Source organism: Microbacterium bandirmense (assembly GCF_037204185.1).
Taxonomy (GTDB): domain Bacteria; phylum Actinomycetota; class Actinomycetes; order Actinomycetales; family Microbacteriaceae; genus Microbacterium; species Microbacterium bandirmense.
In genome coordinates this window covers 17,789-42,788 of record NZ_JBBDGM010000002.1, presented here as the reverse complement: position 1 = coordinate 42,788, position 25,000 = coordinate 17,789, and the positions used below count along the sequence as shown (strand labels likewise).

Annotated in this window: 21 protein-coding genes and 1 riboswitch; of the genes, 11 read left to right on the top strand and 10 right to left on the bottom strand. The window is 69.8% G+C overall.

Annotation, left to right across the window (positions count from 1 at the left end; all coding sequences use genetic code 11):
• Positions 1-44 precede the first annotated feature (44 nt).
• A complete protein-coding gene (locus WDU99_RS02175; RefSeq protein WP_337330802.1) occupies positions 45-605 on the top strand; it encodes a hypothetical protein in 561 nt (186 codons plus the stop codon).
• A 36-nt stretch (positions 606-641) separates the two neighbouring features.
• Here WDU99_RS02175 and WDU99_RS02170 read toward each other — a convergent pair whose 3' ends face one another.
• Together WDU99_RS02170 and glyA are read right to left on the bottom strand one after the other, a co-directional pair.
• Positions 642-1,529 (bottom strand): bifunctional methylenetetrahydrofolate dehydrogenase/methenyltetrahydrofolate cyclohydrolase, encoded by an 888-nt coding sequence (locus WDU99_RS02170; protein ID WP_337330801.1) that lies wholly within the window; start codon positions 1,527-1,529, stop codon positions 642-644.
• A gap of 118 nt (positions 1,530-1,647) precedes the next feature.
• Entirely contained in the window at positions 1,648-2,922 is a 1,275-nt protein-coding gene (glyA, locus tag WDU99_RS02165; RefSeq protein WP_337330800.1) for a serine hydroxymethyltransferase, read from the bottom strand.
• Positions 2,923-2,958: 36 nt separating this feature from the next.
• Positions 2,959-3,041: riboswitch (ZMP/ZTP riboswitch) on the bottom strand.
• Between the two features lie 43 nt (positions 3,042-3,084).
• Here glyA and WDU99_RS02160 point away from each other — a divergent pair.
• The 6 genes from WDU99_RS02160 (at position 3,085) to WDU99_RS02135 (ending at position 10,143) form a co-directional block, all read left to right on the top strand.
• Positions 3,085-4,599 (top strand): beta-N-acetylhexosaminidase, encoded by a 1,515-nt coding sequence (locus WDU99_RS02160; RefSeq protein WP_337330799.1) that lies wholly within the window; start codon positions 3,085-3,087, stop codon positions 4,597-4,599.
• Positions 4,596-5,771, top strand: a complete 1,176-nt coding sequence (locus WDU99_RS02155; RefSeq protein WP_337330798.1) for an N-acetylglucosamine-6-phosphate deacetylase — start codon at positions 4,596-4,598, stop codon at positions 5,769-5,771. The genes WDU99_RS02160 and WDU99_RS02155 overlap by 4 nt, the downstream gene beginning before the upstream one ends.
• A gap of 419 nt (positions 5,772-6,190) precedes the next feature.
• Positions 6,191-7,999 carry a sigma-70 family RNA polymerase sigma factor gene (locus WDU99_RS02150; RefSeq protein ID WP_337330797.1) on the top strand — a complete coding sequence of 603 codons (1,809 nt, stop codon included), beginning with the start codon at positions 6,191-6,193 and terminating at the stop codon, positions 7,997-7,999.
• 9 nt (positions 8,000-8,008) lie between these two features.
• On the top strand, positions 8,009-8,380 hold the full coding sequence (locus WDU99_RS02145) for a YrdB family protein (protein WP_337330796.1): 372 nt from the start codon (positions 8,009-8,011) through the stop codon (positions 8,378-8,380).
• Between the two features lie 10 nt (positions 8,381-8,390).
• Positions 8,391-9,755: an FAD-binding oxidoreductase gene (locus WDU99_RS02140; RefSeq protein ID WP_337330795.1), complete on the top strand. Its 1,365-nt coding sequence runs from the start codon at positions 8,391-8,393 to the stop codon at positions 9,753-9,755.
• Entirely contained in the window at positions 9,748-10,143 is a 396-nt protein-coding gene (locus tag WDU99_RS02135) for an NUDIX hydrolase (RefSeq protein ID WP_337330794.1), read from the top strand. The genes WDU99_RS02140 and WDU99_RS02135 overlap by 8 nt, the downstream gene beginning before the upstream one ends.
• A 45-nt stretch (positions 10,144-10,188) precedes the next feature.
• On the opposite strand, the gene nagB is transcribed toward WDU99_RS02135, so the two are convergent.
• Positions 10,189-10,968 (bottom strand): glucosamine-6-phosphate deaminase, encoded by a 780-nt coding sequence (gene nagB, locus WDU99_RS02130; RefSeq protein WP_337330793.1) that lies wholly within the window; start codon positions 10,966-10,968, stop codon positions 10,189-10,191.
• A complete protein-coding gene (locus WDU99_RS02125) occupies positions 10,961-11,926 on the bottom strand; it encodes an ROK family protein (protein WP_337330792.1) in 966 nt (321 codons plus the stop codon). The genes nagB and WDU99_RS02125 overlap by 8 nt, the downstream gene beginning before the upstream one ends.
• Before the next feature lie 273 nt (positions 11,927-12,199).
• On the opposite strand from WDU99_RS02125, the gene WDU99_RS02120 reads away from it, so the two are divergent.
• The gene (locus WDU99_RS02120) at positions 12,200-13,564 is read left to right on the top strand and encodes a L,D-transpeptidase family protein (RefSeq protein ID WP_337330791.1); all 1,365 of its coding nucleotides are present in this window, start codon (positions 12,200-12,202) and stop codon (positions 13,562-13,564) included.
• Between the two features lie 60 nt (positions 13,565-13,624).
• Here WDU99_RS02120 and WDU99_RS02115 read toward each other — a convergent pair whose 3' ends face one another.
• The gene (locus WDU99_RS02115; protein ID WP_337330790.1) at positions 13,625-15,844 is read right to left on the bottom strand and encodes an NADP-dependent isocitrate dehydrogenase; all 2,220 of its coding nucleotides are present in this window, start codon (positions 15,842-15,844) and stop codon (positions 13,625-13,627) included.
• 145 nt (positions 15,845-15,989) lie between these two features.
• Between WDU99_RS02115 and WDU99_RS02110 the strand changes: the two genes are divergently transcribed.
• Together WDU99_RS02110 and WDU99_RS02105 are read left to right on the top strand one after the other, a co-directional pair.
• Complete coding sequence (locus WDU99_RS02110; RefSeq protein ID WP_337330789.1) at positions 15,990-16,448, top strand: GNAT family N-acetyltransferase; 459 nt, start codon at positions 15,990-15,992, stop codon at positions 16,446-16,448.
• 266 nt (positions 16,449-16,714) lie between these two features.
• Entirely contained in the window at positions 16,715-17,575 is an 861-nt protein-coding gene (locus WDU99_RS02105; RefSeq protein WP_337330788.1) for an endonuclease domain-containing protein, read from the top strand.
• A 76-nt stretch (positions 17,576-17,651) separates the two neighbouring features.
• On the opposite strand, the gene WDU99_RS02100 is transcribed toward WDU99_RS02105, so the two are convergent.
• Genes WDU99_RS02100 through WDU99_RS02090 form a run of 3 tightly spaced genes read right to left on the bottom strand, consistent with a single transcriptional unit; the run spans position 17,652 to position 22,208 of the window.
• Positions 17,652-18,455, bottom strand: coding sequence for a hypothetical protein (locus WDU99_RS02100; protein ID WP_337330787.1), 804 nt, complete (start codon positions 18,453-18,455; stop codon positions 17,652-17,654).
• 40 nt (positions 18,456-18,495) lie between these two features.
• On the bottom strand, positions 18,496-20,304 hold the full coding sequence (locus WDU99_RS02095) for an ABC transporter ATP-binding protein (RefSeq protein WP_337330786.1): 1,809 nt from the start codon (positions 20,302-20,304) through the stop codon (positions 18,496-18,498).
• Entirely contained in the window at positions 20,301-22,208 is a 1,908-nt protein-coding gene (locus WDU99_RS02090) for an ABC transporter ATP-binding protein (protein WP_337330785.1), read from the bottom strand. Before WDU99_RS02090 ends, WDU99_RS02095 begins: the two co-directional genes overlap by 4 nt.
• Positions 22,209-22,508: 300 nt before the next feature.
• On the opposite strand from WDU99_RS02090, the gene WDU99_RS02085 reads away from it, so the two are divergent.
• Complete coding sequence (locus WDU99_RS02085; RefSeq protein WP_337330784.1) at positions 22,509-22,949, top strand: hypothetical protein; 441 nt, start codon at positions 22,509-22,511, stop codon at positions 22,947-22,949.
• An 8-nt stretch (positions 22,950-22,957) separates the two neighbouring features.
• Here the strand turns inward: WDU99_RS02085 and WDU99_RS02080 are convergent, their stop codons facing one another.
• On the bottom strand, positions 22,958-23,458 hold the full coding sequence (locus tag WDU99_RS02080) for a methylated-DNA--[protein]-cysteine S-methyltransferase (protein ID WP_337330783.1): 501 nt from the start codon (positions 23,456-23,458) through the stop codon (positions 22,958-22,960).
• Positions 23,455-24,960 carry a DNA-3-methyladenine glycosylase 2 family protein gene (locus tag WDU99_RS02075; RefSeq protein ID WP_337330782.1) on the bottom strand — a complete coding sequence of 502 codons (1,506 nt, stop codon included), beginning with the start codon at positions 24,958-24,960 and terminating at the stop codon, positions 23,455-23,457. Before WDU99_RS02075 ends, WDU99_RS02080 begins: the two co-directional genes overlap by 4 nt.
• Between the last annotated feature and the right edge of the window lie 40 nt (positions 24,961-25,000).

Genomic DNA, 25,000 nt, shown 5'->3' with positions numbered 1-25,000 from the left:
TCGGTGCTGTTTCACACGCGCACGGCGTGTGAAACGCTGTACCCATGCGCAACGCGATCGTCCGCTTCGGAGCCCTCTACGTCTTCAACGCCGCGGTGCTGCTGCTGGTCGGACTGCTGCTGCCCAGCGTGCGGGTCGGATGGCACGCGCTGTGGGCATCGGTCATCCTCACCGCGGCCGCGCTGCTGATCAAGCCGCTGCTCGCCAGGGCCTTCGCCGAAGGCACGGCCAAGTCTGCGGCGCAGCGCACGCGGCTCGGCGAGAAGGTCGTGCAGTACGGCAGCGTCTTCATCGTCGAGCTGATCATCTGGGTGCTCACGGTGCTCTTCAGCGGCGTGACGGTTCGCGGTCTGTTCTGGGGCTGGGCGCTTCCGCCGGTGCTGCTGCTGATCGGCTGGATGGTCTACGACCGCATCGACGACCGCCTGCACGCGAAGGCCGGCGAGCTCTACGACGCCGCGTCGTCGAAGATCGGTGGTTCGCGGGCATCCGACTCGGACGACAAGGCGACCGCGCCGCCGTCGCCCGCCGCCGAGGCGGGCCGCGAAGAACTGAAGGACGGTCTCACGCCCGAGCAGCGTCGCATGCTCGACGAACTCGGCTGACGCTCAGCGTCAGCGGACGCTCCGCGCTTCGTCTCGCTACGCTCGCTCAGCACACCGTTCCGCCGCCTCGACGACGTTCGTCATCAGCAGCGCGACGGTCATCGGTCCGACGCCTCCGGGGTTGGGCGAGAGCCAGCCCGCCACCTCGGCGACGTCGGGATGCACGTCGCCGTACACCTTCGACCTGCCGGTCTCGGGGTCGTCCTCGCGCGTCACACCGACGTCGAGCACCGCCGCGCCTGGCTTGACGTCGGATGCCCGGATCAGGTGCTTCACGCCGGCACCGGCCACGATCACATCTGCCATGCGCAGGTACGGCGACATGTCAGGGGTACCGGTGTGCACCTGCGTCACCGTGGCGTTGATGTCGCGACGGGTCAGTAGCAGCCCCATGGGTCGGCCGATGGTCACGCCGCGACCGACGACGACCACGTGCTTGCCCTTCAGGTCGTAATCGTTGCGCAGCAGCAGCTCGATCACACCACGCGGCGTGCACGGCAGCGGGGTGTGGATGGGCGCATTCACGTTGAGCACCAGGCGCCCCAGGTTGGTCGGATGCAGACCGTCGGCGTCCTTCGCGGGGTCGATGCGCTCGAGGATCGCGTCGGTGTCGAGGTGCTTCGGCAGCGGCAGCTGCACGATGTACCCGTGGCACGCCGGGTCGGCGTTGAGCTCGTCGATCAGCGCCTCGACCTGGTGCTGCGTGGCGTCAGCCGGCAGCTCGCGCTGGATCGAGTTCATCCCGATCGCTTCGGACTGCCGGTGCTTCATGCCGACGTACAGCTGCGACGCCGGATCGGCGCCGACCAGCACGGTCGCGATCCCGGGGACGATGCCCCGCTCGCTCAGCGCCGCAACGCGCTCGGTCAATTCGGCCCGGATCTCGGCTGCCGCAGCCTTGCCGTCCAGTGTCTTCGCGGTCATCGGCCGCTCCTTCCTGCCGGCGTCCTTCGTCTCGCTGCGCTCACTCAGGAACCGGATCCTGCCGGTTCCTGAGCGAGGAGCGCAGCGACGAGACGAAGGACGCGAATACGCGTCTGAGTTACTGGCTCAGGCCGGGGTACAGCGGGAACGCGTCGGCCAGCGTCGCGACTCGGGCACGCAGCGCCTCGACGTCGGCGCCGGGGAGCAGCGCCAGCGCGATGATGTCGGCGACCTCGGTGAACTCGGCGTCGCCGAAGCCGCGTGTCGCGAGCGCGGGCGTGCCGATGCGCAGACCCGAGGTGACCATCGGCGGGCGAGGGTCGTTCGGCACCGCGTTGCGGTTCACGGTGATGTGGATCTCGTGCAGCAGGTCTTCGGCCTGCTTGCCGTCGATCTCGGCGTCGCGCAGGTCGACGAGCACGAGGTGCACGTCGGTGCCGCCGGAGCGCACGGCGATGCCGGCGTCCTTGACGTCCTGCTGCGAGAGGCGGTCGGCGATGAGCGCGGCGCCGCGCAGGACGCGCTCCTGACGCTCCTTGAACTCCGGCGTGCCGGCGATCTTGAACGCGGTCGCCTTGGCGGCGATCACGTGCATGAGCGGTCCGCCCTGCTGGCCGGGGAACACGGCCGAGTTGATCTTCTTCGCGATGTCGGCATCGTTGGTGAGGATGAAGCCCGAGCGCGGGCCGCCGATGGTCTTGTGCACGGTCGACGAGACGACGTGTGCGTGCGGCACCGGGTTCGGGTGCAGCCCCGCGGCGACGAGTCCGGCGAAGTGGGCCATGTCGACCCACAGCAGCGCGCCGACCTCGTCGGCGATCGCGCGGAACGCGGCGAAGTCGAGAGTGCGCGGGTACGCCGACCAGCCGGCGATGATCACCTTCGGCTTGTGCTCGATCGCGAGGGCGCGCACCTCGTCCATGTCGATCTGCGAGGTCTCGGGGTCGACGCCGTAGGCGACGATGTCGTAGAGGCGGCCCGAGAAGTTGATCTTCATGCCGTGGGTCAGGTGGCCGCCCTGGTCGAGCGACAGGCCCAGCAGGGTGTCTCCGGGGCGCGCGATGGCGTGCAGCACGGCGGCGTTGGCCGTGGCACCCGAGTGGGGCTGCACGTTGGCGAACTCGGCGCCGAACAGCTCCTTGGCACGCGAGATGGCGAGGGACTCCGCGACATCGACCTCTTCGCAGCCGCCGTAGTAGCGGCGGCCCGGGTAGCCCTCGGCGTACTTGTTCGTGAGCACCGACCCCTGCGACTGCAGCACGGAGACGGGCACGAAGTTCTCGGAGGCGATCATCTCGAGGTACGTGCGCTGGCGGTCCAGCTCGCGCTCGAGCACCTCGGCGATCTCGGGGTCGACCTCGGCGAGCGGGGCGTCGAAGTAGCGGTCGGTCATGGCGGTCTCCTGTCCACGCGGGAAATAGGGGTGTACCTCATCGGCCCAGGCGCGCGGTCGAATCCCATGAGGTCGCTCCCCGGTGGTGCCCCACCCAGACGCCAGTCGCGACGCACACGAGCTTAGCGGATGCGCGGCGCCCGAACACGATAGGTTTTGTTCATGGCCTTTACTGATCCTCTGCCCCTGATCCCGTCACCGATCTCGGCCACCGCCGGACAGGGGCGCGTCGCCCTCGCGCCGACGGCCACGGTCCACGGAGCGCCTGCCGCGGCATCCACGCTCATCGATGCCGTCGAGCGGCGCACCGGCTTCCGGCTTCCGGCCTCGGACCGCGCCGATGACGCAGCCATCAGTCTGCTCGTCGACCCGGCCACCGCGGGCGCCGAGGGGTACACGCTGCGCGTCGCCGACCGCGTCGAGATCATCGGCGGCGACGAGGCCGGCCTGTTCTACGGCATCCAGACGCTGCTGCAGCTGCTGCGCGACGGTGACGAGGGCTGGGGCTGGCTGCGTGCCGACGTGGCGGATGCCCCGCGCTTCGCGTACCGCGGCGTGATGCTCGACGTGACGCGCCACTTCTTCCCGGTGGCCGAGGTCAAGACCGTGATCGACCGGATCGCGGCCCTCAAGTTCAACCACCTGCACCTGCATCTCACCGACGACCAGGGGTGGCGCATCCAGATCGACTCGTGGCCGCTGCTGGCCGAGAAGGCCGCGGTGTCGGCCGCGAACGGCGACGAGGGCGGCTTCTACAGCAAAGACGACTTCCGCGAGATCGTCGCATACGCGGCATCCCGCCACATCACGATCGTCCCTGAGATCGACCTCCCCGGTCACACGCACGCGATCGGCGTCGCCTACCCCGAGATCGTCGAGGCACCGGTGCTCAACGACGAACTCGTGCGCAGCACCGCCCTGTGGGGCCAGAAGCTCCCCGTCGCCGGCGAGCCGTACACGGGCTGGGGCGTCGGCCACTCCAGCGTGCGCATCCGCGAGGAGGGCACCTACGACTTCGTGCGCGACGTGCTCACCGAGGTCGGCGACCTCACCCCCGGGCCCTACCTGCACATCGGCGGCGACGAATCGCTGGGCACGTCCGCCGAGGACTTCGCGCACTTCGTCGAGCGGGTCAGCGCGATGGTGATCGAGCTCGGCAAGACGCCCATCGCGTGGCACGAGGCCGGTGCGGTCTCGGGCATCGCGCAGGGCACGATCGGTCAGTTCTGGGGCGGCGTCGAGCCCTCCGAGGCGCACGCCGCCGAGGCGGCGCAGTTCGTCGAGCGCGGCGGCTCGCTGATCCTCTCCCCCTCGAATGCGGTGTATCTCGACATGAAGTACGACGCCGACTACCCCCTCGGTCTGGCCTGGGCGGGCCTGGTCGATGTGCGTCGCGCCTACGACTGGGAGCCGACCGACGTGCTCGACGTGCCCGCCGATGAGATTCTCGGTGTCGAGGGTCCGCTGTGGACCGAGACCGTGCGCAGCCTGGCCGATGCCGAGCAGCTGATGTTCCCGAGGATCGCGGCGGTCGCCGAGCGCGCGTGGACACCGGCCGATGGCGCCGAACTGACCTGGGAGTCGTTCCGGGCGCGGCTGGGCGCGATGGCCCCGCTGTGGCAGGCTGACGGCATCCGATTCCACCCCACCTCCGAGATCGACTGGAGCACTCGATGACCCCGACCACCGACTTCCGCGGATCGCGGGTCATCCACTCCGCGCGACTCGCCGACGGCGACGGCTCGATCACCGAGGACGCGTGGGTGCGCTTCGAGGAGGGCATGGTCGTCGCGCGGGGCACGGGGGCCGACTGGGCACCCGCCGACGACGTGGTCGATGCGTCGGCTCTCGCCGGCGACGGCGCCCTGCTCACGCCGGGCTTCATCGACATCCACGGTCACGGCGGCGCCAGCGCCGCCTACGACGAGGGCGCCGATGCGATTCGCATCGGCCGCGACATGCATCGCTCGCACGGCACCACCCGCGCGGTGATCTCGCTGGTCACCGCGAGTGTCGACGACCTCGCCCGGCAGGTGGCGGTGATCGCCGATCTCGCCGAGTCGGATGCTGAGATCCTCGGCAGTCACCTCGAGGGCCCGTTCCTCGACCCCGGCCACCAGGGAGCGCATGAGCCGTCGCTATTGCGCCACCCGACATCTGCCGACATCGCCCGCCTGCTGGAGGCAGGACGCGGCACCGTGCGGCAGATGACCATCGCCCCCGAACTGCCCGGCGGCCTCGACGCGGTGCGCCAGATCGTCGCCTCGGGAGCCGCGGCGGCGGTCGGGCACACCGACGCCGATGCGGATGCCGCGCGCGCGGCGTTCGAGGCTGGCGCATCGATCCTGACTCACGCGTTCAACGCCATGAACGGCATCCACCACCGTGCGCCGGGCCCGGTGGTCACGGCTGCCGCCGACCACCGCGTGGTACTCGAGGGGATCGCCGACAACATCCATCTGCACCCGCACATCATCAAGCTGCTGTTCGATGTCGCGCCGGGACGCGTCGCGCTGATCACCGACGCGATGGCCGCGGCCGGCAGCGCCGACGGACACTACGACCTCGGCGCCGTGAAGGTCACGGTGAAGGACGGAGTGGCACGCACCGACGACACCGGGTCGATCGCCGGCTCCACGCTCACGCAGGATGTCGCGCTGCGCCGTGCCGTCGAGGCGGGCGTGCCGCTGGGCGAGGCCGTCCGCGCACTCACGGCGACGCCGGCCGACGCCGTCGGTCGCGGATCGACCCTGGGCTTGCTGCAGCCGGGCTTCGTCGCCGACGCGGTGCTGCTGGATGCCGACTTCGCGGTGCAGGGCGTGTGGGTGGGCGCGGCGCCCGCCCGCTGACGTCGGGTAGTCAGCGGACGGGCGGATGGGCCGTCACACCCCCCGGTGCGACGGCCCTCTCGTCCCCAGAAGAGCGACTCTCTCGCCCCCAGAAGAGCTGGCCGGGTCGAAGGCTCCTCCCCCGAGGTCTCCGACCCGACCAAGTTTTTCGATGCGATACCCCTGGCATCGACCCCGCCGCACCGCCCCCCGGTGGCGCTTTGGGATGCTCTACGAGAAGAGACGACGCACCACGCGTTCCATTACGCGACTTCTCACAAATTTCTCGGCGAAGTTCCCCGACGAGTGCGGGGAGTTCTCCACAGGGGTGGTTCAGACGGCCGTTTCCGGTCAGAATGGATAAGACGCGTGATGAATCGAGCACTCACGCGTCTCTTCTTGTGAGAGCGATCCCGCAGACCGCGGGGTGAGGACATCCAGTGGGAGACCAGAACACCGATCATGGGGCATCGGCCGATGCCAACCTCGTGCTGCGCACCCGGTCGGGTGACACCGAGGCCTTCGGTGAACTCTGGCGACGCCACTACCCCTCAGGCCTCACGGTGGCACGGTCGATCACATCGTCGATCGACCCGGACGACCTGGTGCAAGAGGCGTACGCCCGCATCTACCAGGCGATCCTCAAGGGCGGCGGCCCCAACGGCTCGTTCCGGGCGTACCTGTTCACCAGCATCCGCAACACCGCCGCGGCTTGGGGCCGGGCCCGCCGCGAGACCGCGATCGACGAGCTCGAGACGGTCGCCGATCCCAGCACCACCGAATCCGCCGCCGATGAGGCGCTCGACCGCGGGCTGACCGCCCAGGCGTTCCGTTCGCTACCCTCCCGCTGGCAGGAGGTGCTCTGGTACTCCGAGATCGAGCAGATGAAGCCGGCCGAGATCGCCCCGCTGCTGGGCATGACCGCCGGGGCTGTCTCGCAGCTGACCTTCCGCGCCCGTGAGGGGCTGCGCGAGGCCTGGATCCAGGCGCACCTGCGCAGCGCGGGTGATGGCTCGGAGTGCCGGTGGACCATCGAGCACCTCGGCGCGCACTCCCGCGGCAACCTCGGCATGCGCGCCCAGCAGCGCGTCGACGCGCACCTCGAAGAGTGCGCGCGGTGTCTGATCGTCGCCGCTGAGGCGAAGGACGTCTCGGGCCGCCTCGCGATCATCCTGCTTCCGCTGGTGCTCGGTGTCGGCGGTGCTTCGAGCTACCTCGCCGCGCTGCAGGGCGGTGGCGCTCCGATCGTCGCACTGGCTGCGATGCCCCCGGGTGTCGTCGAAGGCGGAATCGGCAGCGCGGGCATCGCCACGGTCGGCGCCGCTGGCGGCGCGGCTGCGGCCGGCGGCAGCGGAGCCTCCGCTGGTTCGGGCACCGGCTCGGTCACGGGCATCGGCGCCCTGGTGGGCGTCGGATCGGCCGCGCTCGTCGTCGCCGGAGTCGTCGCCGCGGTGGCCGTCGTACCCGTCATCACCGCCGCCGGCGTGGCGACCTCGCCGCCGAGCGCCTCGCAGTCGGATTCGTCAGCGATCGACTCCGAGGTGAGCCCCGACACGTCGATGGGGATCGAGAACCCGATGGTGATCGAGGTCGACGACGAGCAGCCGCCCGCGCCGTCACCGATCGTGCCGCCGGCACCGCCGGCGACCGATGACGAGGAGGCGTCCGCGCCCGAGACGGCTCCCGCGGAGCCCGCAGAGTCCCCGACGCCCGAGCAGTCGACCGCGCCCGAGCCGGAACCCGAACCGACGCCGGCCCCGGAGCCGACGCCCACTCCGACCCCGACTCCCCCTCCCAGCCCGGAGCCGACGCCCACGCCTGAGCCGACGCCGAGCCCCGAGCCGACCCCCAGCCCCGAGCCGACGCCCAGCCCCGAGCCGACACCGTCGCCCGATCCGGGTCCGGGTGAGGAGACTGATCCCGGGATCAGCGACGAACTGACGCTGGGCACGGCGGAACTGACCGATGACTGGCTCGGCTCGCGTTTCACGATCCCCGTCCAGGGCACGCCCGGTGCCACGGTGTACGTGCGGATCGGCCCAGGAATCGGCATCGGGCGCGGCGACAACGTCACACTCGACGGCGATGGACAGGCGACAGCGGTCATCGACGCGGCATTCTGGCAGATCGAGAACGCGACCATCCGTTTCGGCTACGCGGTCGACGGCAACGTCCAGGAGTGGAAGACCACTTCGCTGTCGGCGCTGCTCCCTGCGACTGATGAAGGCACTGCACCACCCGCCGAATAGACTGGGAGCATGCCCCAGGACCCCGTCACCGAACCGGGCGTGAGCCGTCCCGCCGTCACGCCGCTCGACATCATCCGCGTGCTGGTGCTGCTCGCCGCGCTCGCCACCCTCGCCCTGTGGGGCTTCGCGACGTGGCCGCTGCCGTGGAGCATCGTGGTCGGCATCGGGGCGCCCGTCATCGTGCTGGTCCTCTGGGCGCTGGTCCTCTCGTCCAAGCCCGTGCTGCGTCTGCACCCCTTCCTGCGCGCCCTGGTCGAGCTGCTCATCTACGTCGGCGTCACTCTCGCCTGGTGGTCGATGGGCTCCGCCTGGATCGGCATCGCCTTCGCCGTCGTGGCGGTCGCCGCCGGAGTCATCGCCGGTCGTCGCGCCCTGAGCTGAGCAGCGCGTCATGACCGATCTCCTCGAGTCGCTGCGGCGCGAGCTCGGCGACATCGTCGACTGCTCGCCGGAGACGCTCGAGACGGCCAGGGCAGATCGCAGCGGACACCGCTCGGCGGAGCGCCCGCTCGCCGTGGTGCATGCGCGTACCGTCGATGACGTGCAGCGCACCATGCGCTTCGCCTCCCGCACCGGCACGCCCGTCGTGGTCCGCGGCGCGGGCACCGGATTGGCCGGCGCCGCCAACGCGGGCCCGGGCGAGCTGGTGCTGTCGACGGCCCTGATGACGGGCATCCTCGAGGTGCGCGCCGACGATCTCATCGCCGTCGTCGAACCGGGCATCCTGAACGGCGATCTGAATGCGCAGCTGGCCGCACACGGCCTGTGGTGGGCACCCGACCCGGCCAGCCGCGACATCTCCACGGTGGGCGGCAACATCGCCACCGGCGCCGGCGGACTGCTGTGCGCGAAGTACGGCGTCGTCCACGACGCCGTGCTGGGCATCGATCTGGTGCTCGCCGACGGGCGGATGCTGCGTCTCGGCCACCGCACGGTGAAGGGCGTCACCGGGCTCGACCTGACCTCACTCGTGATCGGCTCCGAAGGACGCCTCGGCGTGGTGGTCGGAGCGACGCTCAAGCTGCGCCGTCTCGCCCAGGGGGCGATCTGCACGATCACGGCGATGTTCCCCACGGTGCGCGATGCGGCCGCGGGGGCAGCTGCGGTCACAGCCGCCGGTGTCCAGCCGGCGATCATGGAGCTGATGGACGCCGCCTCGCTGGCCGCGGTGCACGCCCTGCTGGCCCTCCCCTCGCCCGCGCCCCACGCGGCACAGCTGACGATCCAGACCGACGGTCCCGCGGCCCGCGAGGAGGCCGCGGTGATCGGCCGGGTGCTCGAAGCCGCCGGCGGCGTGGTGGCCATCACCGATGACCCGGCCGAGGGTGAACGCCTGCTGCAGGTGCGACGCGCGATGCATCCGGCCATGGCCTCGCTCGGCACGACCCTGATCGAGGACGTCGCGGTGCCGCGCAGCGCGATGCCGGCGATGTTCGACGAGATCGCCCGCATCGAGCGGCAGCACGGCGTCAGCATCCCCACCGTCGCGCATGCCGGCGACGGCAATCTGCACCCCAACTTCATCTTCGACGGCGACGAGGTTCCGGCTCACATCTGGGCCGCGGCCGACGAGCTGTTCCGCGCCGCGATCCGTCTGGGCGGCACCCTCACCGGCGAGCACGGCATCGGCATGCTGAAGAGCCGCTGGCTCGCCGAAGAGCTGGGCGATGACCAATGGCAGCTCCAGCGCGACATCGTGCGCGTGTTCGACCCGCAGGGGATCCTCAACCCGGGAAAGGTGTTCCTCGGTGCCTGACATCCGCGTGAGTGCCGCCGTGATCGTCGACGCGACGGGTCGCGTGCTGGTCGTGCGCAAGCAGGGCACGACCAGGTTCATGCAGCCCGGCGGCAAGCCCGAGCCCGGCGAGACGCCCGCGCAGACGCTGATCCGAGAGCTCGACGAAGAACTGGCATTGCGTATCGACGAGGCGGCGCTGCGACCGCTGGGCACCTTCGTGTCGGCCGCCGCGAACGAGCCCGATCACCGTGTCGTCGCCGATGCCTTCGCGCTGCGCGCCGAGGCCGATCAGGTCATCGTGCAGGCCGAGCTCGCCGAGCTGCGCTGGCTCGAGCGCGGCGACGTCGACAGCGTGCCGCTCGCGCCGCTGAGCATCGAGCACCTGCTGCCCATCGCCTGGGCCTGAGCCGCACCCGAGGCCAGCAGACCCCGCCCGAGTGTCAACGGCGGGTCAGATGCCCTGCCAGGCGGGCTTGTTCGCGTAGCTGTAGCGGTAGTAGTCGGCGAGCTTCAGCTCACTCGCAGCGGCCTCGTCGAGCACGACCGTGACGTGCGGGTGCAGCTGGATCGCCGAGGCCGGCAGCAGGGCGGTGACAGGTCCTTCGACGGCCGCGGCGACCGCGCGCGCCTTGCCCTCGCCGAACGCGAGCAGCACCAGGTGGCGCGCCCGCAGGATCGTGCCGAGCCCCTGGGTGACGCAGTGCCGCGGCACGTCGTCGATGGAGTCGAAGAAGCGCGCGTTGTCTTCACGGGTGCGTTCGGTGAGGGTCTTCACACGCGTGCTGGAGGCGAACGACGAGCCAGGCTCGTTGAAGCCGATGTGTCCGTCGGTGCCGATGCCGAGGATCTGCAGGTCGACGCCGCCCGCCGCCGCGATGGCCTCCTCGTAGTCGGCGCCGGCGTGCTCGATGCTCTCGATCGCGCCGTTGGGCACCCGGATCAGCTCGGGATCGAGACCGAGCGGTTCGATGACCTCGCGCATGATGACCGAACGGTAGCTCTCGGGGTGCGCCGGGTCGATGCCGACGTACTCGTCGAGGGCGAATCCGCGCAGGTGCGAGACGTCGTGTCCGGCGAGGCGTTCGCGGAGAGCCTCGTAGACCGGCAGCGGGGTAGACCCGGTGGCCAGACCCAGCACGGGATCGGCGACGGAGTCGATCAGCCGCACGATCTCGTCGGCGACCAGGGCACCGGCCGCGGCCTTGTTCTCGAGGATGACGACTTCAGCCATGGGGGACGATCTCCTTGTCGAATGAGGTGGTGTCCGCGAGGGCGGTGCCCAGCAAGGCGGCCCCGATGGCCGCCACCGGCGAATGCGCCGGAAGCATGTCTATCCTCTCATCGAGGCGCAGCGACTGCAGGAACGGTGACGTCGTGGCATCCGAGCGCAGGGCGGCGCGGATGCCCGACTCGAGCCGGTCTGCGAGTGCGGTGAGCCCGCCGTCGATCACGACGGTCTCCACGTCGAAGGACAGTACGAGCGCACGCACGGCCGCAGCGACGCCTCGGAACAGGTCGTCGCGCAGCACGATCGCGGTCGGATCGCCAACGGCTGCGGCGTCGAGGATGTCACGGACCGGCCACTCGCCGTCGCGCCCCCAGGCGCGGGCGAGTGCGCCCCCGCCGCACAGCGTCTCGATGCAGCCGCGCTGACCGCAGCCGCACGAGCGACCGTTCGGGTCGACGACGAAGTGCCCCACCTCGCCGGCAGTGCCCCTGGAGCCGCGCCAGATGCGTCCGTCCACGACGACGCCGGCGGCGACGCCGGTACCCAGGTTCAGATAGGCGATCGGCGCGCTGTCGTCACGCAGTGACGCCGCCCCGAGTGCCGCCGCCTTGACGTCGTTCTCGACGTGGCAGGGCACTCCGATGGCATCCCGCACGCGCGCTGAGATGGCGAGCGACTCCACGCCGAGGTTCACCGCGTGCAGCACGCGCCCCTCGGCCACGTCGACCAGACCGGGGATGCCGATCCCGATCGAGAGCAGCTCGACGACCGTGTCGAGCTGTGCGCGCAGTGCGTGGACGGCGTCGAGGATGCCCGAGAGCACCGCTTCGCCCCCGCTGCCGGTCGCACTGCGGACAGTCGCCAGCACGGTGCCGTCGTCGGCGCGCGCGATGCCCGCGATCTTCGTGCCGCCGACGTCCAGGCCGATGCGCACGCCAGGATGCCGGTTCGCGATCGTCATATTTGTTAGTACACCTTACGAACCGTGCACCGCGCAACACGAGCGACTTCTCGGGCGCGCCGGTTACCGAAACGTTACGGATCGCGGGTATCCTCCGCCCCGGGACGGCCCCCGCTCGCCCTGCGCGTCACATACCATGAGTGCATACGTCACGTTTCCTTGGGGGGTGAGTCCGTGACCGATGTGATCTCTGGACCCGATACGGGCGCCGCGCGAGCAATCCCGTCCGATGCGCAGACGGCAGTCCTGCCGCCTGTCGACGGGGATCAGCCCGTGGAATGGGCCCCCTATGAGCCCGCTCCGAAGAAGCGGCGCACGGGCCTGTGGATCGGACTCGGCGCGGGAGCCGTTCTGCTCGCCGCGGTCGGTGCCTCACTGGTGCTCATCGCCCCCGGCACGACGGTCGCCGGTGTATCGGTCGGCTGGATGACACCCGGGATGGCGGCCGACGCGATCGGCAACCGCATCGCGACGACCGAGGTCGAACTGACCGGCGGCGCGGACACGAACCTCAGCGGCGCCGATCTCGGAGCCGCCGTCGACGCGCAGGCGCTCGCCGAGCAGGCGTTCGCCGACAGCCCGATGTGGAACCTCGGCACCTGGATGGGCGACCCCGTCACCGTTCCGGTCACACTCGACCCCGAGACCGCCGAGCAGGCGCTGCGCGCCGCAGTCCCCACCAGCTACATCGACCCCACGGATGCGACCGTGGTGTTCGACGAGGCCGCATCGAAGTACGTCACAACACCCGCCGAGGCGGGCACCGGCATCTCGGTCGACGAACTGGCGACGGCCTTCAGCACCGCCGCCAACGACGGGCAGACGAGTTTCACGCACTCCGCCGAACCGGCAGCCGTGCCCGCGCCGATCACCGATGACGAGGCCGCAGCCACCGCCGAGCAGCTCAACGGCATGCTCGCCCAGATCGGCTTCTACGTCGGCGACGAGCGCACCGTCCCCGTCTCTCCCGCCGTCGCCGCGAGCTGGCTGACGGTCAGCGCCGAGGACGGCGCCCTGGCGATCAGCGCCGACGAGTCGAAGGTGCAGGCCGTCGTCGACACGCTCGCGAAGTCCGTCGACCGCGCGCCCGAACCCGCGAAGACCATCGTCGACTCCGGCGGACAGGTGCTGCGCACCGAGGTCGAGGGCGTGACCGGCCGCGCACTGGGCGACACCTCAGGCGTGGCATCCGAGTTCGCCGCCGCACTCGAGGACGGCGATGCGGTCTACCCGCTCACGGTCACCGAGACCCCGTTCGAGACCGCGGCCATCGCGCGCAGCCTGATCGTCGACATCAGCGACCAGCGCACCTACCTGATCGAGAACGGCGTGACCGTGCGCTCGTGGCTGGTGTCCACGGGACGGCCGGGCACCGACACCGATCTCGGCCACTTCCGCGTGCGGGCGCACGTGCCCATGCAGGACATGAGGGGCACGAACGCCGACGGCTCGAAGTACGTCACCGAGAACGTGCCCTGGGTGGTCTACTTCAACGGTGACGAGGCGTTCCACGGCACCTACTGGCACAGCAACTTCGGCAACCGGATGAGCCACGGCTGCGTGAACATGCCCATCGATGTCGCCCGGCAGGTGTACGAGCTCGCCCCGACGGGTCTCGAGGTGTGGGTGCGCGCCTGACGCGCCACGATACGACGAAGGGGGCGGATGCTGCAGCATCCGCCCCCTTCGGTGTCTCGATCAGGCGAGAGCGTCGATGACGCCGTTCAGCGTCTGCGACGGGCGCATGGCTGCGGCGACCTTCTCGGCGTCAGGACGGTAGTACCCGCCGATGTCGACCGGCGAACCCTGCACGGCATTCAGCTCGTCGACGATCTTCTGCTCGTTGGCCGCGAGCGTCTCGGCGACCGGGGCGAACGCCGCCGCCAGCTCGGCATCCTTGGTCTGCTTCGCCAGCTCCTGCGCCCAGTAGAGGGCGAGGTAGAAGTGGCTGCCGCGGTTGTCGATCGTGCCGAGGGCACGGCCCGGCGAGCGGTCCTCCTCGAGGAAGGTGCCGGTGGCCGCATCCAGCGTCTCAGCGAGGATGCGGGCGCGCTCGTTGTCGGTGCGGTCTCCGAAGTGCTCCAGCGATGCCGCCAGCGCGAAGAACTCGCCCAGCGAGTCCCAGCGCAGGTAGTTCTCGCCGACGAGCTGCTGCACGTGCTTCGGAGCCGAGCCGCCGGCGCCGGTCTCGAACAGACCGCCGCCTGCGAGCAGCGGCACGATCGAGAGCATCTTCGCCGACGTGCCGACCTCGAGGATCGGGAACAGATCGGTCAGGTAGTCGCGCAGCACATTGCCGGTGACCGAGATGGTGTCCAGGCCGTGGCGCATGCGCGCCAGCGTGTACCGCGTGGCCTCCTCGGGCGCGAGGATGGTGATCGTGATGCCCTTGGTGTCGAGCAGCGCGAGACCCTGGTGCACCTTCGCGATGATCTGCGCGTCGTGCGAGCGGTTGGCGTCCAGCCAGAACACCGCGGGCGCACCGGTCGCGCGTGCACGGGTGACGGCCAGCTTGACCCAGTCCATGACGGCGATGTGCTTGGTCTGCGTGGCGCGCCAGATGTCGCCCGCGCCGACGGTGTGCTCGATGAGGACGGTGCCCTCGCTGTCGACGACCTGCACGACGCCTTCCGAGGCGATCTCGAACGTCTTGTCGTGGCTGCCGTACTCCTCGGCCGCCTGTGCCATCAGACCGACGTTCGGCACCGTGCCGATGGTGGCGGGGTCGAGCGGTCCGTTCGCGATGACGTCTTCGATCACGGCCTGGTAGACACCCGCATACGAGGAGTCGGGAATGACCGCAAGGGTGTCGGCCTCGCCGCCGTCGACGCCCCAGAGCTTTCCGCCGTTGCGCACCAGCGCCGGCATCGACGCGTCGACGATCACGTCGCTCGGCACGTGCAGGTTGGTGATGCCCTTGTCGGAGTTGACGTACGACAGGCGCGGGCCGTCTGCGATCGCCCGCTCGAAAGCGGCCTTGATCTCGTCGCCACCGGCGATGTCCGACAGTCCGGCGAGGATCGAGCCGAGTCCGTCGTTCGCGCTCAGACCGGCCTCGGCGAGCTGCGTGCCGTACTGGGCGAACACCTCCCTGAAGAACGCCTTCACGACGTGGCCGAAGATGATGGGGTCGCTGACCTTCATCATGGTCGCCTTGAGGTGCACCGAGTAGAGCACGTCGTCGCTCTTCGCGGCCTCGAGGGTCTCGGCCAGGAAGGCGTCGAGGTGCGCAGCCGACAGGAACGTCGCGTCGATGATCTCGCGCGGCAGCACCTTCAGACCCTCCTTCAGCACCGTCTCGCTGCCGTCCGCGGCGATGTGGCGGATGCTGAGCACGTCGTCGTGGGCGGCGACCCACGAGCGCTCGTTCGACTTGAAGTCGTCGTGGCCCATCGTGGCCACCCTGGTCTTGGAGCCGTCGGCGAACGGCTTGTTGCGGTGCGGGTGCTTCTTGGCGTAGTTCTTCACGGCCAGCGGCGCGCGACGGTCGCTGTTGCCCTCGCGCAGCACCGGGTTGACGGCCGAGCCCTTGATGCGGTCGTAGCGCGCGCGGACGTCCTTCTCCTCGAGGGAAGACGGCTCGTCCGGGTAGTCGGGCACGTCGTAGCCGCTCTGCTGCAGCTCGGCGATGGCGGCCTTCAGCTGCGGGATCGACGCCGAGATGTTGGGCAGCTTGATGATGTTGGCCTCGGGCAGCGTAGCGAGTCCGCCGAGCTCGGCGAGCGCGTCGCCGACCTGCTGCTCAGGGGTGAGCTTCTGGGGGAATGCGGCGAGGATGCGTCCCGCCAGCGAGATGTCACGCGTCTCCACCTCGATGCCCGCCTGGCTCGTGTACGCCTTGATGATCGGCAGGAAGGACGCGGTCGCCAGTGCCGGCGCCTCGTCTGTGTAGGTGTAGATGATGGCGTCGTCGGTCACCGGATCTCCGTTTCGCTGCGGCAATTTATCTCGATACCAAGATACCTGAGTGCGGCACGCGCCGTTTGAGGCCGTCTTCAGGCACTTCTTGCGTCATCCGATGACATTTCCGCCACCGGCCGCCTTGAGGGGCTAGCCTGGGGTCATGTCGGAACTGCGCGTGGTCGAACTCTCCGCGGCGACGATCGTCGCCGTGAACAAGCTGTCGCTCAAGCCGGGGCAGGAGCAGTTCCTCGCCCCTGTGTCCTACGGCATCGCCGCCACGGTGGTGAACCCGCAGACATCCTGGCAGCGGGTCGTACTCGACGGCGACCAGGTGGTGGGCTTCGTCAGCGCGAGCTTCGATGCGGAAGCGCTCGAAGAGAACTTCCGCAGCGTGCTCTGGCGCATCAACGTCGATGCCGATGACCAGGGGCGTGGCGTCGGTCGCTTCGCCGTGCAGGCCCTGATCGACGAGGCCCGCGCACGCGGCGTCGATCATGTGAACGTGATCTACGAAGCCGGTGACGGAGGGCCCGAGGCGTTCTTCCGACGCGTGGGCTTCGAACCGGTCGGCGAGACCGAGTACTCCGAGGTCATCGCCCAGATCCGCGTCACGTCCTGAACAGGCGGCGGGGTCTCGAATCCCCTCCCCCATCGAGGCTCCGTCGCCGCTTTCCTGAGAGCGTTCTCGCACGCTGAGCGCGCGCAAGTGCCGCGGGTGTTTCCACTTCTGCAGGAGATCTCGGCCGCTGGCATCCGATGGAATTGAAATCGTCCGCCGAACCTGATGGCCCACTCCCCCTGCACAGTCCACGGCTTTCGGAATCAATCCACAGAACCCGGGTTCTGGGCGTCATCGACTGCTGATTCTGCCGCAGGCTGTCGGGCATGGATCTGACGAAGTGGTTGAGTGAACGCGACAATATCGGCCATCGCGATGATGCAGCGGATGCCGGCTTCACAGCCTCCCACATCCGCGCTGCGATCCGCGCGGGCCGCGTACGCCGTATCCGCGCGAAATGGATCGCACTCGGCACCGCCGCGCCGGACCTGGTGACGGCGGCGACGAACGGCGGAGTCCTTACGTGCGTTTCGCTCGCCCGGCGGCGCGGATGGTGGGTGCCACCGGACACCGACGCAGGGGTGCACCTGCATCTGCCGCCGCACGGGTCATTGCAGGTCGATGACGTCACGGCGCATTGGGCGAAATCGCTGAGCCCCCGCCGTCCCCGCACATTGGAGGCGTCGATCGAAGATGCGCTGGCGGATGCTGCGCAGTGTTTCGATCTGGATCAGGCAGTCGCCATCTGGGAATCAGCGATGCGCGCGGAATCGACCACACTGGAGTCACTGCGGAGCGTGCGGTGGCGCAGCGCGGCAGCCCGCCGATGTCTCGAGCATGTGCGGCCGGGAGCCGGCTCGTCACTGGAGACGCTGTTCCATGTGCGGCTGAGTTCCTGGGGCGTACGCATGCGCATGCAGGTGAACCTCGCCGGTCACGACGTCGACTTCCTCATCGGCACGCACCTAGTCATCCAGATCGACGGCTGGGCGTATCACTCGTCATCTGCCGACCGCACCCGCGACATCGCTCACGACGCCGAACTGCGAATGCGCGGATACACCGTGCTGCGGTTCTCGTACGCGCAGGTCATCTACGACTGGGAACACGTCGAGCGGACGCTCGCCGCGGCCATCAGCCGAGGTCTGCACCTCGCGCCGGCGCTCCGGAATCGGGCACGAATCTAGGGTGTTTGCAATTCTGCAGGAGATCACGACCACTGGCATCCTATGCAATTGCAGCCGCCCTCAGCGGCGTGCGGTCTCAGCGACCGTCGCGCGGCGGCTCATCCCGATCGCGACCCCACGACCCCAGGGCGTCCGACGCACGACCCAGCACGTCGGTGGTGCGCTCCATCAGCGTGCGCGCGGCGTCGCGCAGCGCCTCGGGCACCTCGGTCTGCCGCGGCGCGCCGCGCACACTGCGTTCGGCGATGTCGAAAGCACGCTCGAGCCGCTCGACGGCGTCGCGGTACGCACCGTAGTCGGATGCCGTCACTCGCGCCCCCTGCTCACCGGGGCGCAGCTCGCGGGCCGTCTGCAGTGCCGCCAGGAAGTCGGCGGTCGCGGGCACCCTGGCATCCGTCATCGCGGGAAAGGCGAGCAGTTTGTCCGCGTCGGTCTCGTACTGCATCCACCGACCGAGCACCGCGTCGTGACGCGCACGCAGCCGGTTCAGTGGGGGCTCGCCACCCCTCGAGAGCGCCGTGCGCTCGGCCGACAGGCGGGCACGAGCGGCCCTCACCCTGGCCGTGGCCGCCTTCGACGCCAACTGCGCCTCGCGCAACGCGCGTCGCGCGGCCGCCACCGCACCGGCATCCGTTCTCGCCGCCGCTCGCTCCGCGTTCACCCGCGTCGACTCGGCCCTGGCGATGCGGGCGTTGTCAGCGGCGACCTTGGCGTCCTGCTGAGCGCGGCGCAACTCGAGCCGTGCCGCGTCGTAGCCGAGACGTCTGCCGCTCACCACGTCACGCCTCCGCGTCGCGCCGAACGCGACCGCCCCGCCGCCGGCGACGACGGCAGGGGCGATCCACCACAGCTCGGCTGCCATCGCCCAGAACGGATCCACACCTTCAACCTAACCACGTGATGACCCGCCGCGGACAGCCTCAGACCAGAGTCTCCTGCCAGGCCGCATGCAGCTGCGCGAACTTGCCGGTGCCGCCGATGAGGGCCTCCGGGGTGTCGTCCTCGATGATGCGCCCGTGCTCCATGACCAGCACGCGATCCGCGATCGCGACCGTCGACAGGCGGTGCGCGATGATGATCGCCGTGCGGTCGGCCAGCAGCGTCTGCAGCGCGTCCTGGATCAGCCGCTCCGACGGGATGTCGAGCGACGCGGTCGCCTCGTCGAGGATCAGCACCGCGGGGTCGGCGAGGAACGCCCGCGCGAACGAGATCAGCTGACGCTGCCCCGCCGACACGCGACCGCCGCGCTTGTTCACGTCGGTGTTGTACCCGTCGGGCAGGCTCTCGATGAACCCGTCGGCGCCCACGGCCCGCGCGGCCGCGCGGATCTCGTCCAGCGTGGCGTCCGGCTTGCCGAGCGCGATGTTGTCGGCGACCGTGCCGCTGAACAGGTACGCCTCCTGCGTCACCATCACGATCGCGCGGCGCAGGTCCTTCGGGTGCAGCATCCTCAGGTCGACGCCGTCGAGCGTCACCGAGCCGATGCTCGGGTCGTAGAATCGCGAGATGAGCTTGGCGAGCGTCGACTTGCCGGCACCCGTCGTGCCGACCAGCGCGATCGTCTGACCGGCCGGGATGTCGAGGGTGAACTCGGGCAGGATCGTCTTCTCGCCGTTGTAACCGAAGGTGACCTCGTTGAAGCGGATCGCACCGCGCGACTCCCACAGGTCGACCGGCTTGTCGGGGTCGGGCACCGTCGGCACCTCGTCGAGCACGCCCGAGACCTTCTCCAGCGCGGCCGTGGCCGACTGGTAGGAGTTCAGGAACATCGCGATCTCCTGCATCGGCGCGAAGAAGTTGCGCACGTACAGCACGGTCGCCAGCAGCACGCCGACACCGAGCACGCCGTCGGAGACGCGGATGCCGCCCCACAGCACCACCAGCGCGATCGTCAGCGCCGAGACCGCCATGAGCCCGGGCTCGAACGTGCCGAACAGCACCATCGAGCGGCGGTTCACATCACGGTAGTCGCCGGCGACCTTGCGGAACGTTTCATCGTTGCGCGGCTCCTTGCGGAACGACTTCACCGCGCGGATGCCCGTCATCGTCTCGACGAACTGCACGATCACCTTCGCGCTGATCACCCGCGACTCGCGGTACACGAGCTGCGACCGCTTGTAGAACCAGCGCATCAACAGCACCAGCGGGATTCCCGCGAGGGCCAGGATCACACCGGACTGCCAGTCGTAGCTCACCAGTGCGATGAAGGTGAACAGTCCGAACAGCACACCCGAGACGAGGTTGTTGAGGCCACCGTCGAGCAGCTCGCGGATCGAGTCGAGGTCACTGGTCTGCCGCGAGATGATGCGGCCAGAGGTGTACGACTCGTGGAACTCGAGGCTCAGCCGCTGGGTGTGCAGGAAGATGCGCTTGCGCAGCTCGAGCAGCACCGCCTGGGTGATGCGAGCAGCCAGCACCACGTACAGGCCGATCAGCGCGGCGCCGATGCTGCCCGCGAGCAGGTATGCGACGGTCACGGCGATCGCCGGCATCCAATCGGCATTCTCGAGCAGCTGCGGCAGGGCGCTGTCGAGGGCGACGCCGATCAGGATCGGCCCCGCCACCTGCAGCGCCGTCGAGACCACGAGCACGAGTGCGGCGATCACGATCCGCAGGCGCAGCGGCTGGATCAGCGATCCGAGCAGGCGCAGCGAGCGCTGCCGGATGGCGCGGCTCTCCTCCTTGGTGTAGTCGGAGCGATCCTCGTTCTGGGTTCCGATGATGGTCATGCCTGCACCTCCTCTTCGAGTGCGTCCTGGTCTGCGGCATCAGCTGCTTCCTGCTGCTCACGCTGGTGCGCCTCGGCGACGGCCTCGGTGATGATCGGTATCGCCCCGGTGCGAGCGGCCTCCTCGGCTTCGAGGCTCGAGATCACATGCCGATAGTGGGCGCTGGTGCGCAGCAGGTCGGAGTGCTTCCCCACCGCGGTGATCCTTCCCTTCTCCAGCAGAGCCACCCGGTCGGCCAGCGCGACGGTCGAGGGACGGTGGGCGACGATCAGCGCAGTGGTCTCGGCGAGCACGTGCCGCAGCGCCTCCTCGACCAGCGCCTCGGTGTCGACGTCGAGCGCGGACAGCGGGTCGTCGAGCACGAGCACCTTGGGGGCGGCGGCGACGGCACGGGCGAGTGCGAGACGCTGACGCTGTCCGCCGGACAGGCTCAGTCCCTCTTCGCCGATGATCGTCTCCAGCCCCTCGGGCAGCTGCTCGGCGAAGCCCGCCTGAGCGACGTCTAGGGCTTCATGCAGCACCCGGTCGGCCTCTTCGCTGCGCAGGTCGAGGTCGGCGCGGCCGAGCAGCACGTTCTCGCGCACGGATGCCGAGAACAGCGTCGCGTCCTCGAAGGCCATCGCGACATGACGACGCAGCTCGGAGAGCTCCAGGTCGCGGATGTCGACGCCGTCGAGCGTCACCCGCCCCCCAGTCACGTCGTACAGACGCGCCGGCAGGGTGGTCAGAGTCGTCTTGCCGCTGCCGGTCAGGCCGACCAGCGCCATCGTCTCGCCGGGCTCGAGCACGAGGTCGATGCCGTCGAGCAGATCGCGTTCGGCGGCGCCGGCGTCCTGATACCGGAAGTGCGCGCCCTCGAAGGCGAGCCGACCGTGCGGCTCGGCGATGCTGACCGGGTTCTCGGGGTCGGTGATCGTGTTGGTCTCCTGGAAGATGTCGAACACGCGGTCGGTGGCCGTGCGGGCATCGAGCATGAACGAGAACAGGAACCCGATCGACTCGATCGGCCAGCGCAGCACGGTGGCCATCGCGAAGAAGGCGAACAGCTGCGGCACGTCGATCGCACCGTCGGCGATCAGCCAGATGCCGGTGATCAGGCTCAGCCCGAAGGCGATCTGCGGCATCAGGTCGAGCCAGAACCAGATCTCGCCCACGGCGCGCGCCTTGCTGAGCTCGGTCTCGCGCAGGGTCTCGGCCTGGCGGCTGAAGCGGCTCAGGGCGTGCTTGCCGCGCCCGAAGGCCTTGAGCACGCGGATGCCGTGCACGCTCTCCTCGACGCTGGTGGCGAGGTCGCCGGCCTGGTCCTGACTGCGGCGGGCGAGCGTGCCATAGCGCTTCTCGAACAGGTATCCCTGGATCCACATCGGGAGGCCTGTCACGAGGAAGATCGTGCCGAGCAGCCAGTGCCAGCGGAACAGCAGCACGGCGCCGATGCCGATGGTGAGGATGTTGACCACCAGCAGGATCAGCCCGAAGGCGATCCAGCGGCGGATCAGCCCGATGTCCTGCATCATGCGGCTGAGCAGCTGGCCGGACTGCCAGCGGTCGTGGAACGCGACCGGCAGGCTCTGCAGCCGCGAGTACAGGTCGGTGCGCATCTGGAACTCGACCTCGGTGGCGGGCGTCAGCACGAACCAGCGGCGCAGCCACACCATGGCGGCCTCGCCGAGGGCGAGGGCGAGCACACCGAAGGCGCCGACGGCGATGAGCCCGATGCCGCCGGTGGCGATGGGGCCCTTCACGATCTGCTCGAGCACGATCGGGATCATCAGCGCGATGACGGCTGCGGCGAGGGCGCTGAGCGCTCCGCCGATGAGGCGGCCCATGATGGGCCGTACGAAGGGCTTGAGCCGCCAGAGCGCGGCGAAGGTGGACAGCGACGACGAGGAAGAGGTGACAGACATGACTCTCAGATGAGTAGCGAGCGGAAGACGAAGTCGGGGCGGATGCCGGGGGCATCCTGTCGAGGGCGGATGCTGCGAGCATCCGATCTGGGCGGTGCGACGCGAACCGGTCGCGGACCGCGATCAGTCGCGCGGTCGAACCGCGCGCGAGCCGAGGGCGATGAGCGTCTTGACATTCGTCGTGGCCATGGTGTCCTCCTCAGGCTCGGCTTCGTCGCCCGGTCGGCGCGACAGCCTTTGAGCCTATTCCTGCGAACGTGTGCGACGCAAGTGTCATTCCCGGCGCGTACGCTGACTGACATGAGTTCGCGTCTGCGCATCGAAGCCATAGACGTCGGCCCGGCCGACCTCCCCCCGCAGCTGCCCGCCGAGGCGCGGCTGCTGCGACAGGCCCCCGGTCCCGACCGCCCCGACTACTTCTTCGCCGTGCTCGACGAGGCGATCTCCTACCGCACGACCCTGACCGCCCTGCAGGAGCTGGGAGTCGACCCGCAGGCCGCGGACCCGCAGCTGATCCGCGTCGCCGACGACGGCACGGTCGACCTGCGCGTGTTCGGGATCGTCTTCACTGCCCGCGTCGCCGGCGAGACGCCGCACGCGGGGATGAAGGACTTCCCGGTGTCACTGGCCTACGTGGTCGACAACACCGCCATCCGCGATGAGGTCGTCGACTTCTCGAAGCTCGTCTACGCGGCCGTCGCCTTCATCACCGACATCGACGACGAGGCGCCTGCTGTCTGACCGGAAGGTCAGCCGGCGAGACCGGCCTCGCGGTCGAGGAGGCTCTGCTTGACGTCGAGGCCCCAGGCGAAGCCGCCGAGGGATCCGTCCGACCGCAGCACGCGGTGGCAGGGCACGAACAGCGCGGGCGCATTGCGCGCGCAGATGGATGCTGCCGCCCGCACGGCCTGCGGACTGCCGAGTTCGATCGCGAACTCGCTGTAGGTCAGCGGGCTCCCCGGGGTGATCCGGCGCAGTGCCGCCCAGCCGGCCCGCTGAAGCTCGGTGCCGTGCTGGTGGACGGCGACGCCGTCGATCGCCGACAGTTCGCCGCCGTAGTACGCGCGGGCGGCGCCCGCAGCATCCGATTCGCCCTCCGCGATCTGCTCCGGACGCAGGGTCGGATGCACGCGCGCGACGATCTCGGCCTGATCGGCGCTCCACCCGGAGGCGAGCACGCGCTGCTGCGCGTCGGTGAGGATCGTCAGCGCGCCATCCGGGGTGTCGATGGTCTGGATGAGGGCGGTCATTGAGACTCCTTCGTCAGGGTCTTGGCGCGTGGTGTTCGCGGCGCCCGCACTGGTGCTGCGCGCCAGAGGTGAGCGGTGAGGTAGCTGCGCCACGGGGCGAGGCGCTCGGCCCACGCGGTGAGCGCCTTCGCGTCTCCCGGCAGGCCGGATGCCGCAGCTCCCGCGCGCATCGCGACGTCGCCGGGCAGGAAGACGTCCGGGTCGCCGATCACTCGCATCCGCACGTAATCGGCCGTCCACGGTCCGATGCCCGGCAGGGCCAGCAGCCGTTCTCGCTGCTCGGCCGCATCGTCGCCGACGGTGAGGATCAGTGACCCGTCGGCGAGCGCCGCTGCCGCTCCGGTGATCGCGCGGATGCGCGCGGCGGGGCCGCGCAGCACCTCGGCGCCGTGCTCGGCGATCGCGGCCATGGTCGGGAAGAGCAGCCCGCCATCGGCGGTGCGCTCCCCCAGCTGCTCGGCGAGTGCCGTCAGCGCGGTGCGCGCCGCGGCGACGGTGATCTGCTGCCCGACCATGGCGCGGATCAGCATCTCGTGCGGGTCGGCCGCACCGGGAACGCGGATGCCGGGGACTGCCGCGACGAGCGGCGCGAGTTCTGCATGTGCGGAGAGGATGGCATCCACCCCCTCCGGGTCGGCGTCGAGGTCGAACAGCCGTCTCGCGGTCGCCACCAGCGGCGACAGATCGCCGAGCCGGGTGACGCGTGCGCGCAGCCGCAGGCGACCGGCGGCATCCTGCCGGATCTCGAGGTGTGCGGGGCCGCCGGGCATCCGCAGACGCCGGGCGAACGAGTTCTCGGTGGCGGTCTCGACGCCCGGCAAGGTGCGCGCGGCCATCCAGGCGAAGACACCACTGGCATCCATCGGCGCACGATGTGGGAGCAGCAGGTCGATGGCGCCCTGCGCATCGGCATCCGACTCGGCGTGGTGCGGGCGACGCGTCGCGCGCAGCTGCCCCGGCGTCATCGCGAAGACCTCGCGGATCGTGTCGTTGCACTGCCGGATGCTGGCGAAGCCCGCCGAGAACGCGACCTCCGAGATCGCCATGTCGGTGCCCACCAGCAGCATGCGGGCGGTGTGCGCACGGTGCGCCCTGGCGAGGGCGAGCGGGCCCGCGCCGAGCTCGGCGGTGAGCAGCCGGGTGAGATGCCGCGGCGAGTAACCCAGCCTGCGGGCGAGACCGGGAACGCCCTCCTGCTCCACGACCCCGGCGGCGATCAGACGCATGGCGCGCGCTGCGGCGCCCCCGCGCAGATTCCACGCGGGTGACCCGGGCGTCGCCTCGGGCAGGCACCGCTTGCACGCCCGGTAGCCGGCCTCGTGGGCTGCCGCGCTGGTCGGATAGAACGTGACGTTCGCGGTCTTCGGGGTGCGGGCGGGGCAGCTCGGCCGGCAGTAGATCCCGGTGGAGCGCACCGCCGTGACGAACTGGCCGTCGAAGCGGGTGTCGCGCGCGCTGATGGCGCGGTACCGCTCGTCGAAGGTCATCGTCGGGAAGCTCATGCCTCCATGGTGACACGCACAGAAGGGTACGGCTGGCGGA